The 13,789-nt window shown below is 74.2% G+C and carries 10 protein-coding genes; 8 read left to right on the top strand and 2 right to left on the bottom strand.

The window, feature by feature from the left end; translation table 11 throughout:
* Nucleotides 1–9: 9 nt before the first annotated feature.
* The gene (locus CR162_RS20065) at nucleotides 10–1,611 is read right to left on the bottom strand and encodes an ABC transporter substrate-binding protein (RefSeq protein ID WP_099097284.1); all 1,602 of its coding nucleotides are present in this window, start codon (nucleotides 1,609–1,611) and stop codon (nucleotides 10–12) included.
* Between the two features lie 292 nt (nucleotides 1,612–1,903).
* On the opposite strand from CR162_RS20065, the gene mutS reads away from it, so the two are divergent.
* The 8 genes from mutS (at nucleotide 1,904) to CR162_RS20025 (ending at nucleotide 13,127) form a co-directional block, all read left to right on the top strand.
* Nucleotides 1,904–4,576 carry a DNA mismatch repair protein MutS gene (gene mutS / locus CR162_RS20060; protein ID WP_099097283.1) on the top strand — a complete coding sequence of 891 codons (2,673 nt, stop codon included), beginning with the start codon at nucleotides 1,904–1,906 and terminating at the stop codon, nucleotides 4,574–4,576.
* Nucleotides 4,577–4,734: 158 nt separating this feature from the next.
* The gene (locus tag CR162_RS20055; protein ID WP_099097282.1) at nucleotides 4,735–7,551 is read left to right on the top strand and encodes a [protein-PII] uridylyltransferase; all 2,817 of its coding nucleotides are present in this window, start codon (nucleotides 4,735–4,737) and stop codon (nucleotides 7,549–7,551) included.
* Nucleotides 7,552–7,677: 126 nt separating this feature from the next.
* The gene (locus tag CR162_RS20050) at nucleotides 7,678–9,102 is read left to right on the top strand and encodes a lactate utilization protein B (RefSeq protein WP_099097281.1); all 1,425 of its coding nucleotides are present in this window, start codon (nucleotides 7,678–7,680) and stop codon (nucleotides 9,100–9,102) included.
* Entirely contained in the window at nucleotides 9,099–9,776 is a 678-nt protein-coding gene (locus CR162_RS20045; RefSeq protein ID WP_099097280.1) for a LutC/YkgG family protein, read from the top strand. The genes CR162_RS20050 and CR162_RS20045 overlap by 4 nt, the downstream gene beginning before the upstream one ends.
* A 92-nt stretch (nucleotides 9,777–9,868) precedes the next feature.
* On the top strand, nucleotides 9,869–10,408 hold the full coding sequence (locus CR162_RS20040; protein WP_099097279.1) for a Smr/MutS family protein: 540 nt from the start codon (nucleotides 9,869–9,871) through the stop codon (nucleotides 10,406–10,408).
* A 10-nt stretch (nucleotides 10,409–10,418) separates the two neighbouring features.
* Nucleotides 10,419–10,769 carry a helix-turn-helix domain-containing protein gene (locus CR162_RS20035; protein ID WP_099097278.1) on the top strand — a complete coding sequence of 117 codons (351 nt, stop codon included), beginning with the start codon at nucleotides 10,419–10,421 and terminating at the stop codon, nucleotides 10,767–10,769.
* A 52-nt stretch (nucleotides 10,770–10,821) separates the two neighbouring features.
* Nucleotides 10,822–11,691: a dimethylarginine dimethylaminohydrolase family protein gene (locus CR162_RS20030; protein ID WP_099097277.1), complete on the top strand. Its 870-nt coding sequence runs from the start codon at nucleotides 10,822–10,824 to the stop codon at nucleotides 11,689–11,691.
* A 2-nt stretch (nucleotides 11,692–11,693) separates the two neighbouring features.
* A complete protein-coding gene (locus CR162_RS20025; protein ID WP_408887465.1) occupies nucleotides 11,694–13,127 on the top strand; it encodes an FAD-binding oxidoreductase in 1,434 nt (477 codons plus the stop codon).
* A 52-nt stretch (nucleotides 13,128–13,179) separates the two neighbouring features.
* Here CR162_RS20025 and CR162_RS20020 read toward each other — a convergent pair whose 3' ends face one another.
* Nucleotides 13,180–13,659 carry a hypothetical protein gene (locus tag CR162_RS20020; RefSeq protein ID WP_099097276.1) on the bottom strand — a complete coding sequence of 160 codons (480 nt, stop codon included), beginning with the start codon at nucleotides 13,657–13,659 and terminating at the stop codon, nucleotides 13,180–13,182.
* Nucleotides 13,660–13,789: the final 130 nt, after the last annotated feature.

Here is a 13,789-nt window from a genome sequence, read left to right as displayed (position 1 = left end):
ATTGCCGCCTCAGGCGCGGCGGACGCTCCACGGATAGGGGGCCGTGCCCTCCAGCAGGCCGGTGAGGTCGCCGCGGAAGGCGGTGCGCAGCGTGAACTGGCCGAGCGGGATGGTGGCCACCTCCTCCAGCCCGAGCCGGCCCAGCGCCTGCGCCGCGCGGCGCTGCGCCGCCTCGTCGGTGGCGTAGAGCCATTCCTCGGTCAGCGCCTCGGCGCGCTCGCTCTTCCACCAGCCGAACCAGCCGGCCTCGCCCTGGCCGCGGATCAGCGGCGACATGGCGGGGCTGCCATAGAAGGTGGCGGGGCCGGTGGTGTGGAAGATGCTCCAGCCCCCCTTCTCCACCGGCTCGCGCGAGTTGCGGCGCTGGATCACCGTGCCCCAGTCGGTTTCCGCCAGCTCCACATTCATGCCGATGCGGCGCAGCGCGTCGGCCGTCACCTGACCGAGGGGCCCGATGTCGGGGAAGTCGGTCGGGTTGATGACGACCACCTTCTGATCCGCATATCCCGCCTCCTTCAGCATGGCGCGGGCGCGGTCCAGGTCGCCCGGCATCAGGTCGGGGTGGTCCTGGTGGTAGGGGGTGCGCCGGGGCCAGATGCTGCGCGTCTCGCTCCAGACGGAGCTGTCATCCCCCTGGGAGGCGCGCATGTGGTTCTCCTGGACGACGGAGGCGAGCACGGCGCGGCGCAGCCTCACGTCGTCGAAGGGCGGCTGCAGGCAGTTCAGCCGCGCCAGCGCCAGGCGGCCGGCCTTGTCCGTCACCGCGCGGCGGATCTGGCGGTTGCGCGCCAGCATCGGCTGCAGGTCGGCCAGCGGGCGCTCCCACCAGTCCACCTCGCCATTCATCAGCGCGCCGGCGGCGGTCGCCGCGTCGGGGATGATGTGCCACTCGATGCGCTGGAAATGCGCCAGCTTGGCGCCGGTGGCGTGTTCCGGCGCCTCCCCGCGCGGCACGTAGCCCGCGAACTTCTCATAGACCACGCGGCTGCCGGAATTGTACTCGCCGGCCAGGAAGCGGTAGGGGCCGGAGCCGACCATCTCGGTCACCGCCTTGCCCGGGTCGGTCTGCGCCAGGCGCTCGGGCATGATGAAGGGCACCGAGGCCTCGGTCTTGCCCAGCGCCGTCAGCAGCAGCGGAAAGGCGCGCTCCAGCCGGATCTCGAAGGTGCGGTCGTCCACCACGCGCCATTCGCGCACCACCCGCGCGAGCAGCTGGCCGAAGGCGTCGCGCGCCGCCCAGCGCTTCAGGCTGGCCACGCAGTCCCGCGCCCGCACCGGCTCGCCGTCATGGAAGCGCAGCCCCTCGCGCAGGCGGATGCGCCACAGCCTGCCATCCTCCAGCGCCTCGTGGCCCTCGGCCATCTGCGGCCGCGGCCGCTGCGCCGCGTCCAGCGAGTAGAGCGTGTCGAACACATAGTAGCCGTGGTTGCTGGTGACGGTGGCGGTGGTCCAGACCGGGTCGAGCGCGCTCAGATTGGCCTGCGGCACGAAGCGCAGCGTGGAGGCGCGGGCATCCTGCGCCAGGGCCGGGGCGGTCAGGACGGGCGCGGCGAGGCCGCCGCCGAGCAGGGCCGTGGCGGCGCCGCTCTTCAACAGGGTCCGGCGAAGCATGGGGCAGGTCTCCTTTGTGCGGCCGCCAAGGCGTGGCCAGCCTCCTGCCCGGCCGCGCGCCTCCACCCGGCCGGGACATGGCGCGCAGAGTGCGCGGAGCGGCGGCGCCCCACAACCCGCCCCTCCCCCCCACCCTGGCCCTCCGCCACCCGGTCCCGGGCGCGCCCCCTGCCATGCGCCCCCTGCCACGCGCCTTTTCCCGCCCCGCCAGGCACCTTCCCGGCCCTTGAAGTCCCGCCGCTCCGCGCCCGGCCGATTCCGCCGGCCCGGGATCTGCTCTAGGAAGGCGCGCATGGACGACGACGCCCCCGCCCCCGCCCTGCCTCCCGCCGAGGGCGCCACCCCCGCCATGGCCCAGTGGTTCGCCGCCAAGCAGGCGCATCCGGAGGCGCTGGTCTTCTTCCGCATGGGCGATTTCTACGAGCTGTTCTTCGACGACGCGCGGCGCGCGGGCGAGGCGCTGGGGCTGGCCGTGTCGCAGCGCGGCGAGCATCGCGGCCAGCCCATCCCGATGGCCGGCGTGCCGGTGCACGCGCTGGAGAACTACCTGGCGCGGCTGATCCGGCACGGCTTCCGCGTCGCCATCTGCGAGCAGCGGGAAACCCCGGAACAGGCCAAGGCGCGCCGCGCCCCCACCATCCGGCGCGAGGTGGTCCGCCTCGTCACGCCCGGCACCGTCACCGAGGAGGCGCTGCTGGAGGGCGGCCGCGCCGCCTGGCTGCTGGCGCTGGCGCGCGAGGAGGGCGAGCTGGCCGCCGCCTGGGCGGACCTGTCCACCGGCGCCTTCGCCTGCGAGGCGCTGCCGGCGGCCGAGCTGCCCGGCCTGCTGGCGCGGCTCGACCCGGCCGAGATCGTGCTGCCGGAGGAGCTGGACGCGCTTCCCGCCCTCCTCCCCTGGGCGGAGCGGATCAGCCACCGCCCCGCCGCGCGCGACCCGGCGCGGCGGGTGGCGGCGTTCTACGGCGTCGCCACGCTGGAGGGCTTCGGCGGCCTCGGCGCCGCCGAGGTGTCGGCCTGCGCCCTGGCCCTGGACTATCTGCGCGCCACCCAGGGCGAGGCCGCGCCGCGCCTGCGCCCGCCCGAGCCGCAGGGCGGGCGCGCCGTGCTGCGCATGGACGCCGCCACCCGCCGCAGCCTGGAGATCCTGCGGAGCGAGCGGGGCGAGACGCGCAACTGCCTGGCCGCGGCGGTGGACCGCACTCTGACCGCCCCCGGCTGCCGCGAGCTGGCCTCGCGCCTGGCCGCGCCGCTCACCGACGGCGCTGCGATCGGCGCGCGGCACGACGCCGTGGCCGCCCTGCTGGCCGACGCGCCGCTGCGGGGCGCGCTGCGGGCCGCGCTGCGCGGCGCGCCCGACATGGCGCGCGCGCTGGCCCGCCTGGCGCTGGACCGCTTCGCGCCGCGCGACCTCGCGGCGCTCCGCGACGGCCTGGCGCGCGCCGAGGCGATGGCGGAGGCGCTGGCGCGGCCCGGCATGCCACCGCTGCTGGATGCGGCGCGCGAGGCGCTGCGCCCCGCGGGCTCGCCCCGCGCCGAGCTGGAGCGCGCCCTTTGCCCCGAGCTGCCCGCCCGGCTGGAGGACGGCAACATCGTCGCCCCCGGCTATGACGCGGAGCTGGACGGGCTGAAGCGGCTGCGCGACGACGCGCGCGGCGCCATCGCCGCCATGCAGCTGCGGCTGGCGCAGGACTGGGGCGTGGCCGGGCTGAAGATCCGCCACCACCAGCAATTCGGCTTCCTGGCCGAGATGCCGGCCGCCGCCGGCGAGAAGCTGCTGCGCGACCCGCCCGCCGCCCTCCGCGAGGGCCCCCATGCGCCGGTGCACCGGCAGACCATGGCCAATGCCCACCGCTTCACCTGTGCCGCACTCGCCGAGCTGGACCGCAAGCTCGCGGCGGCGGGCGAGCAGGCGGCGAAGCGCGAGGCGGCGGTGGTGCGGCACCTGCGCGCCCTCTGCCTGGAGGCGGCGCGGCCGATCGACGCCGCCGCCGCCGCCATGGCCGAGGCCGACATCCACGCCGCCGCCGCCGAGCTGGCGGCGGGCGGCGCCTGGTGCCGCCCCGAGATGGTGGAGCGCCCCGAGTTCCGCATCCGCCAGGGCCGCCACCCCGTGGTGGAGGCGGCGCTGGCCCGGCAGCGCGGCGCGGGCGCGTTTGTGCCGAACGACGCCGACCTCTCCCCCGGCCGGCGCCTCTGCCTGCTGACGGGGCCCAACATGGCCGGCAAGTCCACCTTCCTGCGGCAGAACGCGCTGATGGTGGTGCTAGCCCAGGCCGGGCTGTTCGTGCCCGCCGGATCCGCGCGGATCGGGCTGGTGGACCGGCTGTTCTCCCGCGTGGGCGCGGCGGACGACATCGCCGGCGGACGCTCCACCTTCATGGTGGAGATGACGGAGACCGCCGCCATCCTGAACCAGGCCACCGCCCGCTCCCTCGTGGTGCTGGACGAGGTGGGGCGCGGCACCGCCACCTGGGACGGGCTCGCCATCGCCTGGAGCGTGCTGGAGGCGCTGCACGACCGCATCCGGGCCCGCGCCATCTTCGCCACCCATTTCCACGAGCTGACGGCGCTGGCGCCAAAGCTGCCCGAGCTGCAGCTCGCCACCATGCGGGTGCGCGAGCACCGGGGCGAGGTGGTGTTCCAGCACCTCGTCGGGCCGGGGGCGGCGGAAAAGTCCTGGGGGCTGCACGTGGCGCGGCTGGCGGGGGTGCCGCGCGCCGTGGTGACGCGCGCCGGCGCCGTGCTGGCGGCGCTGGAGGAGCGCGCCCGCGGCCTGGAGCCGCTGGCCGAGGAGATGCCGCTCTTCGGCCAGGTGGCGGAGCGCGATACCGCGCCCTCCGCCACCGCCGCCGCGGCCGGCGCGGCGGAGGATCCGCTGCGCGCGGCGGTGGCGGCGCTCGACCCCGACACGCTAACCCCGCGCGAGGCGCTGGAGGCGCTCTACCGCCTGAAACATCTGGCCTGAGGCGTGCCCCCAGGGCCGTTGAAGGGGAGGCCGGCCGGCGCGGCCGCTTGCCCGCCGCTCACGGGGCGGGCGAAAAAATGCTGCAAAGCGGCAAAGTCCGCGCTGTTCCGCATTCACGAAGCTGTTGCGAAGGCCCGGGGCGCGATAACATCCTTCGGATGAGAAGCTCCGGCGCCTTGCCAGACGCGTTTGCCGCCCCCCCAAGCCCTTCCGCCGGGACACCGCGGCCATTGCCCGACATCGTTCTCGACCTGATCCCCCGCCCCGGCGAGCCGGTGCCGCGCGACGCCGCGCTGCTGCTGCTGCGGCGGCAGCTCGGGCGCATCCAGTCGCGGGTGCAGGAAGCCTTCGAGGAACACGCCCTGTCCGGCCTCACCGCCGCCCGCATGCTGGGCGAGCTGACGGACGGGCTGATCTTCGCCATCCACGCCTACACCCTGGCGCAGGTCGCGCCCGAGCAGGGCGAGCCGGGGGCCAACCCCTTCGCCGCCACCACCGAGCCGCCCTTCGTGCTGGCCGCCACCGGCGGCTACGGGCGCGGCGTGCTGGGGCCGTATTCGGACATCGACCTGCTGTTCCTGTCCGACCGGCCGCTCGGCCCGCGCGGGCGGCGGGCGGTGGAGTTCATGCTCTACCTGCTGTGGGACCTCGGGCTGAAGGTCGGCCACGCCACCCGCAGCATCCATGAGTGCCTGGAGGATGCGCGGACGGATGCCACCATCCAGACCGCGCTGCTCGACGGCCGCTTCCTGGCGGGCGATCAGGCGGTGTTCGCCCGCTTCGAGGAGGCCTTCGCGGGTGCGCGTCAGGATTGGGGCATCGGCCAGTTCCTCGCCGCCAAGCGCGCCGAGCGGGCCGCCCGCCACAAGCGCTACGGCGACAGCCCCTATCTGGTGGAGCCGCACCTGAAGGAGGGCCGCGGCGGCCTGCGCGACATCCAGACCATGTACTGGCTGGCCCGCTACGCCTTCGGCGTGAAGCGGATGCCGGAGCTGGTGGGGCCGGACAGCCCCGGCGGCGGCCTGCTCACCGCGCGCGAGGCGCGCGCCTTCAAGCGCGCCTGGGACTTCCTGTGGACGGTGCGCTTCCATCTCCACTATGTCACCGGCCGCGCCGAGGAGCGCCTGACCTTCGACCTGCAGCCGGTGGTGGGCGCCCGCATGGGCTACACCCGCCACGGCAAGCAGGACGGGGTGGAGCGCTTCATGAAGCACCTCTTCCTGACCGCCCGCGACGTGGTGCGCCTGTCGCGCCTGCTGGAGCCGGCCATCGAGCGCGCGGCGCTCGGCCTGCCCGCCGTCAGCCGCCCCTCCGACGCGGCGCTGACCGCAGCCGGCGTGGCGGTGGCCGACGGCAAGCTGCTCTTCGCGCCCGACCGGGTGGTGGAGGACGACCCGGCCATCATGCTGCGCCTGGTGCGCGCGGCGCGCGACCGGGGGATGGAGCTGCACCCGCTGGCGCACCGGGCGCTGATCCGCTCCGCCCACCGCGCCCAGGCGCTGCGCGGCGACACGGAGGCCAGCACCCTGTTCCTCGACATCCTGACGGGCCGCGACTCGGCGCGCTGGATGCGGGTGCTGAACGAGGTGGGCTTCCTGTCCCGCTTCATCCCCGACTGGGCCCGCATCGTGGGCCTGATGCAGTTCGACACCTACCACGTCTTCACCGTGGAGGAGCACACGATCGAGGCGATCGCCGTGCTCAACCAGCTGGAGCAGGGCGAGCTGGACGAGGCGGCGCCGGTGGCGAGCGAGCTGGTGGGCCAGGTGCATTCCCGCCGCGCGCTCTATGTCGCGGTGCTGCTGCACGACATCGCCAAGGGCCGGGGCGGCGACCATTCCGAGATCGGCGCCGGGCTGGCGCTGGAGATCTGCCCCCGGCTCGGCCTGGCGCCGGAGGAGACCGAGACCGTCTCCTGGCTGGTGCTGAACCACCTCCTGGTCAGCCAGACCGCCTTCAAGCGCGACATCGACGACCCCAAGACCATCCTCGACATCGCCGAGGTGGTGCAGTCGCCGGAACGCCTGCGCCTGCTGCTGGTGCTGACGGTGGCCGACATGCGCGCGGTGGGGCCGAAGGTCTGGAACGGCTGGAAGGCCACGCTGCTGCGCGAGCTCTACTGGCGCGTGGCCGAGGTGCTGGCCGGCGGCCTCTCCGTGCCGGAGCGGGACGTGCGCGTGGCCCGCGCCAAGCAGGCCGCCGCCGCCATGCTGGAGGACCAGCCGAAGGAGGCGGTGGAGCATTTCCTTTCCCTCGGCTATCCCGGCTACTGGCTCTCCTTCGACCCCGAAAGCCATGCCCGCCACGCCGCCATGATCCGCGAGGCGGAGGTCACCGGCGCGCCGCTCTCCGTCTCCACCCGCGTGCTGGAGGCGCGGGCGGTGACCGAGGTGACGGTCTATTGCTCGGACCACCCCGGGCTGTTCAGCCGCATCGCCGGCGCGCTGGCCGTGGCCGGCGCCACCATCGTCGATGCGCGCATCCACACCATGACCAACGGCATGGCGCTGGACACGCTCTGGGTGCAGGACGCGCAATCGACCACCGGGGGCGGCGCCTTCGACGCCTCGCACAAGCTGGCCCGGCTCTCGGTGCTGATCGAGCAGGCGCTCTCGGGCCGGCTCAACCTGGTGCAGGAGATCCGCAAGGTCCGGCGCGAGCCCGCGCGGCTGCGCGCGGTGCAGGTGCCGGGGCGCGTGGTGATCGACAACTTCGCCAGCAATACCCACACCGTGATCGAGCTGAACGGGCGCGACCGGCCCGGCCTGCTGCACGACGTGACCGCCGCCATCTCCGAGCAGGGGCTGCAGATCGCCTCGGCGCACATCACCACCTACGGCGTGCGGGCGGTGGACGTGTTCTACGTGAAGGACGTGTTCGGCCTGAAGATCGAGAACGAGCGCAAGCTCGCCTCGCTGCGCGCCGCGCTGCTGGCGGCCATTGGCGGCCCCACCGAGGACGCCAGCGCGGACTGAGCGAGACGGGCCGGGAAGGAGAGGCAGGGCGAGGGGGAAATCCCCTTTCCGCCGCTCTTTTCCAGCCCCCCATCGCCCTTCGCGGCGGTTCCGGCCTAATGTGGCGGGCAAGGAGACCTGCCCGCCGTGTACATCACCTCGCCCCAGTTCAAGGAGAACGCCGCCCGCGCCCTGGCCGATGCCCGGTTGCAGAAGGCGCTCTCGCGCACCGGCTCGCACGCCAAGCGGGCGCGCGCCGTGGCCGCCCTGCCGGAGTTCGAGCGGCTGCGCGACACCGGGCGCGACATCAAGAACCACACCCTCGCCAACCTCGACTTCTACCTGGAAGCCTATGCGGAGAAGGTGGAGGCGGCGGGCGGGCATGTGCACTGGTGCGGCACCGCCGACGAGGCGCGCGCCGCCGTGCTGGAGATCTGCCGCAAGGCCGGCGCCCGCACCGTCACCAAGGGCAAGTCGATGATCTCGGAGGAGCTCGGGATCAACGACCACCTGGAGGCCAACGGCATCCGCCCCGTGGAGACCGACCTCGGCGAATACATCCTCCAGCTCCGGCGCGAGCCGCCCTCCCACATCATCGGGCCCGCCTTCCACCTGAACCGCGAGGACTGGGAGGAAAGCTTCCGCCGCAGCCACACCGACCTGCCGGCGGACCGCGTCTTCCACGAGCGGCGGGACATCCTGGCCGAGGCGCGCACCCGGCTGCGGGAAGCCTTTCTCGCCGCCGATGTCGGCATCACCGGCGCCAACTTCCTGATCGCCGAGACCGGCTCCTCCGTCATCGTCACCAACGAGGGCAATGGCGACCTGACCCAGACCCTGCCGCGCGTGCATGTGGTGCTGGCCAGCATCGAGAAGGTGGTGCCGACGCTGGAGGACTGCACCTCCCTGCTGCGGCTGCTGGCGCGCTCGGCCACGGGGCAGGACTTCTCCGTCTACACCACCTTCTCCACCGGCGCCCGCCGCCCCGCCGACCTCGACGGGCCGGAGGAATACCACGTGGTGCTGGTGGACAATGGCCGCTCCGCCATGGTCGGCACCGAGTTCCAGGACATGCTGCGCTGCATCCGCTGCGCCGCCTGCATGAACCACTGCCCCGTCTATGGCGTGACGGGCGGGCACGCCTATGGCTGGGTCTATCCGGGGCCCATGGGCAGCGTGCTCACCCCCTCGCTGGTCGGCGTGGACAAGGCGGCGCACCTGCCCAACGCCTCCTCCTTCTGCGGGCGGTGCGAGAGCGTCTGCCCGGTGAGGATCCCGCTGCCCAAGATGATGCGCCACTGGCGGGAGCGCGAGTTCGAGCGGCACCTGACGCCCCTCCCCCAGCGCCGGGCGCTGGGGCTGTGGGGCTGGCTCGCGCGGCGGCCCGGCGCCTACCGGCTGGCGGCGCGGCTCGGCATGGGCGCGCTCGGGCTGCTGGGGCGGGGGCGCGGCGCCTTCACCTGGATGCCCGGCGCCGCCGGCTGGACCCGGGGCCGCGACCTGCCCGCGCCCGAGCCGGGCGGCACCTTCATGGACCGCTACGCCCGCCAGCGCCGGGGTGCCGGGGAATGAGCCGGAACGCCATACTGGGCGCCATCCGGCGCGGCCTGAAGCGCGGCGAGCTGCCGCAGGACCAGCAGGAGATGCTGCGGGACCGCATGGCGCGGCACCCGCGCCACCTGATCCCCGCCCGCTCCCGCCTGCCGCACGGGGAGCAGGTGGCGCTGTTCATCGCCCGGCTGGAAGCGGAGTTCGGCACGCTGGAGCGGGTGCCGGACGCTTCCCAGGTGCCGCAGGCGGTGGCCGACTACCTGGCCGGCCAGAACCTGCCGCCCCGCCTGGCGATGGCGCCCCATCCGGAGCTTCAGGCCCTGCCCTGGTCCTCCCTGCCCCTGCTCTCGGTGGAGGCGCGCCGCGCCGAGGGGACGGACATGGTCTCGGTGCAGCACGGCTATGCCGGCATCGCCGAGACCGGCACGCTGATGCTCCCTTCCGCGCCCGAGCGCCCGACCACGCTGAACCTGCTGGCCGAGACCGCCATCGTGGTGCTGCGGGCGGCGGATGTGGTCGGCGCCTATGAGGAGGCGTGGGACCGCCTGCGCGGCGCTGGCCCCATGCCGCGCAACGTGATGCTGGTGACCGGCCCCTCTCGCAGCGCCGACATCGAGCAGACGCTGGAGCTGGGCGCGCACGGCCCCCGCCGCCTGCATGTCATCCTGGTGGACGAACCGGGCCCGCCTCCCTAAGTGGGGGTGCGGGAGCCGGGAGGTTCCCGGCAGGGGTTCCAGGGGGCGGCGCTCCCTCTGGCCCCCTTTGTTTTTTCTGCCTCAGGATTGCGATGCCCCGCCGCGGCCGAACCCTCACCCCGGAAGAGCGCGCCATGTGGCGCGCCTATGCCGCTGCGGTGAAGCCGCTGCCAGGCCATGCCCTGCCGCCCCTGCAGGCCGCGCCCGTGGCCGAGCCGCCACCGCCCCCGCCCGCCCCGCCCCCGCCATCCGCGCCCGCTTCCCCGGCGCCCAGGCCCCGCCCCTCCGCCCTGCATGTCGGCCACCAGCCGGGCGGGCTGGACCACCAGCGCTGGAAGGACCTGCGCCGCGGCCGCACCCGCCCGGAGCGGACGCTGGACCTGCATGGCCGGCGGGCGCAGGAGGCCTATCTGGCGGTGCGCGCCTTCCTGTTCTCCGCCCATGCCCAGGGGCTGCGCTGTGTGGCGGTGGTGACGGGCAAGGGCCCCGCGCCGGATGGCGGCGTGCTGCGGCGGGAGCTGCCGCACTGGCTGAACGCGCCGGACCTGCGGCCGCTGCTGCTGGGCGCGGCCCACCCGGCGCCGAACCAGGGGGTGGTTCACCTGCTGCTGCGCCGCCGCCGCGCCCCGTGAGGCCGCTTCCGTGACCCCCTTCGGCGCCCGCCTGCGCGCGCTGCGCGAGGCGAAGGGCGTGACGCTGCAGCAGCTCGCCGCCGCGCTGCACGTCTCGGCCGCCTATCTCTCCGCGCTGGAGCACGGGCGGCGCGGGCGGCCCTCCGCCGGGCTGGTGCACCAGGTGAACGAGTATTTCGAGCTGATCTGGGACGACGCGGAGGAGATGGTCCGCCTGGCCCGCCTGTCCCATCCGCGCGTGACGCTGGACACGGCCGGCCTTTCGCCGGAGGCGACGGAGCTGGCCAACCTGCTGGCGGCCCGCATCCGCGCCCTGCCCCCCGAGACGCTGCGCGCGATGCGGCGCCTGCTCGGCGACTGAACCGCCTTCCGCCCGCTGGCGCGCCGGTTGCGTCGGGCGTAGCCTGAGCTGCATGTCCCACTGGCGCGTCGCTTCCGAAACCGGGCTCCTCACGGACGTCCTCGTCTGCCCTCCGGATCACTACCGGTGGCTGCCCACCAACAGCATCGCCCGCCGCACCCTGTCGGAGCACCGCCAGGCGCCGGCGCCCGCGCATCTGGCCGCCCAGCACCGCGAGCTGGTGGCGGCGCTGGAGGAGGCGGGCGTCACCGTCCACCGCCTCCAGCCCGAGCCGCACCTGCCCTACATGGCCTATACGCGGGACAGCGTGGTGGTGACGCAGCGGGGCCCGGTGCTGTGCCAGCTCGAGCGGCCGCAGCGGCGGGGCGAATACGCGGCGCTGATCGACTTCCACGCCGCGCAGGGCAGCGCCTTCTGGCGGAAATCCTCGGCCGGCACGCTGGAGGGGGGCGATGTCCACATCATCCGCCCCGGCCTCGCGCTGATCGGCCATTCCGGCGGCCGCACCGACGAGGCGGGGGCGGAGCAGCTCGCCGGCTGGCTGCGCGCGGAAGGCTGGGAGGTGCGGCTCGAGCCGTTCGACGAGCATTTCCTGCACCTGGACGTGCTGTTCTGCATGGCCGCCCCGGGCCTCGCGGTCGCCTGCACCGAGGTGCTGGACGACGCGCTGCTCGGCTGGCTGGCGGATCACGGCATACGCTGCATCCCCGTCTCCTACCGCGAGGTGATGCAGCTCGGCTGCAACGTGCTGGCACTGGGCCAGGGCCGTGTTATCTCGGCGCGTGGCAGCCAGGGGCTGAACGCCGCGCTGCGCGCCGAGGGGCTTACCGTGCTCGACCCGGAACTGTCGCTGTTCACGCTGGGCGGCGGTGGCCCGCATTGCCTGACCTGCCCGCTGGCACGGGTGGAGGAGACCGCATGACCCTGACGCTCGACACCACCCCCCACGACACCGCCCCGCCCGGAGCTGCCCCGCCCGGAGCCGCCCCGCTTGGCGCGGTGCTCGCCGCCGCCCGCGAGTTCCTGGGCGACCGGCTTTCCACCAACGCCTCCATCCGCGAGCAGCACGCCCGCGGCGAGGACGCCAACCCGCCCGTGCTGCCCGACGCCGTGGCCTTCGTGGAATCCACGGAGGAGGTGTCCCGCCTGCTGGCGCTGTGCAACGCGCATGGCGTGGCGGTGACGCCCTTCGGCGCCGGCACCAGCCTGGAGGGGCATGTGGTGCCGGTGCGCCGGGGCATCAGCCTCGACCTTTCCCGCATGAACGCGGTGCTGGAGGTGAACGCCGAGGACATGGACTGCCTGGTGGAGCCCGGCGTGACCCGCCACCAGCTCAACGACCACCTGCGCGACCAGGGGCTGTTCTTCCCCGTCGATCCGGGCAGCCACTGCACGCTGGGCGGCATGGTGGCGACGCGCGCCAGCGGCACCAACGCCGTGCGCTACGGCACCATGCGCGAGGCGGTGCTGGGCCTCGAGGTGGTGCTGGCCGATGGCCGCGTGATCACCACCGGCGGCCGCACCCGCAAGGCCGCCAATGGCTACGACCTGACGCGGCTGATCGTGGGCTCCGAGGGCACGCTCGGCGTGGTGACCAGGATCCGCCTGCGGCTGCACGGCATCCCGGAGGCGACCACCGCCGCCGTCTGCCAGTTCGACAGCCTCCAGGCGGCGGTCGAGACCGTCATCATGACGATGCAGGCGGGCATCCCCGTGGCGCGCATCGAGCTGGCGGACGCGGACCAGATGCGCGCCTCCATCGCCTATTCCGGGCTGCCCTACGCGGCCCTGCCGACCCTGTTCCTGGAGTTCCACGGCAGCCCCGCCGGCGTGCGCGAGCAGGCCGAGGCGGTGGAGGCGCTCGCCGCCGAGATGGGCGGCCGCGGCTTCGCCTGGGCCGAGGATGCCGAGACGCGCGGCCGGCTGTGGAAGGCGCGGCACGATGCCTGGTGGGCGGCCAACGCGCTCTATCCCGGCTGCCGCGGCATCACCACCGATGTCTGCGTGCCGATCTCGCGTCTGGCCGAGGCCATCACCGGCGCCAAGGCGCTGGCCGAGGCGGCGGGGCAGAACACCTGCATCGTCGGCCATGTGGGGGATGGCAACTACCACGTCGTCATCCTCTTCCCCGCCGACGACCCGGAAGGGCTGGAAAAGGCCTGGGCGCTGGACCGGCAGATCGTGGCGCAGGGCCTCTCGCTCGGCGGCACCTGCTCGGGCGAGCACGGCATCGGCCTCGGCAAGCGCGAGTTCCTGGAGCAGGAGCACGGGGCGGAAGTGCTGGCGGTGATGCGCGGGCTGAAGAACACGCTGGACCCCAAGGGCATCCTCAACCCCGGCAAGCTGTTCCGGAACTGAGCACGGCCCGGGGAGGGGGCGGCCCTCCCCGGTTCCCAGCCCGCCCCGGTTCTCAGCCGGCCTTGGCGTAGCCGGCGCGCAGCGCCATTGCCCGGCGCGTCGGGTTGCGGAGGGGGCGGCGGGCCGGGCGGCCGCGCGCGTCGAGCCGCGGCGGCGGGCCTTCCCGCAGGAAGCGCAGCAACGCCTCGGTGGCCTTCTCCAGCGCGTCGCGCCCTTCCGGCGCCAGCACGGCGCGGCCCGGCAGGAAGCGGACGCGCCACTCCTTCACCACCGGCCGGCCGGGGCCGAACTCCGTCACCCTCATGGCGCGCTCCAGCATGGCGAGGTGCTCCGACTCGCTGAAGGGCACGCTGGTGGTGATGTCCACCGTCCAGCCCTTCAGCCGGCACCACAGCGCCCAGCCATGGATGTCGCGCGTTTCCAGACCCTCGGCGGCGAGCGGGGCGGAGGCGTCGCGCAGATGCCCCAGCACCACGGCGCGGCGCTCCTCCCAGAGGCCGCGCGCGGCCTCATCAGGAAAATATTCAGACATGCTCTCAAGCTCCCGGTGGCATGGGCAAAGCCGGAGCGTTCCGGCGCGGCCAAGCCGCAGCCAGGGAAAATCTCGATGGCCCGACGATGGAGAGGGCGCTGCGAGGCTCCGTGCCGTTGGCCACCCACCC

Origin of the sequence: Teichococcus rhizosphaerae (assembly GCF_002631185.1) — a bacterium.
Classification (GTDB): domain Bacteria; phylum Pseudomonadota; class Alphaproteobacteria; order Acetobacterales; family Acetobacteraceae; genus Pseudoroseomonas; species Pseudoroseomonas rhizosphaerae.
Note: the sequence above shows the minus strand (reverse complement) of the source record. Positions and strands in the feature narration are given on the sequence as shown.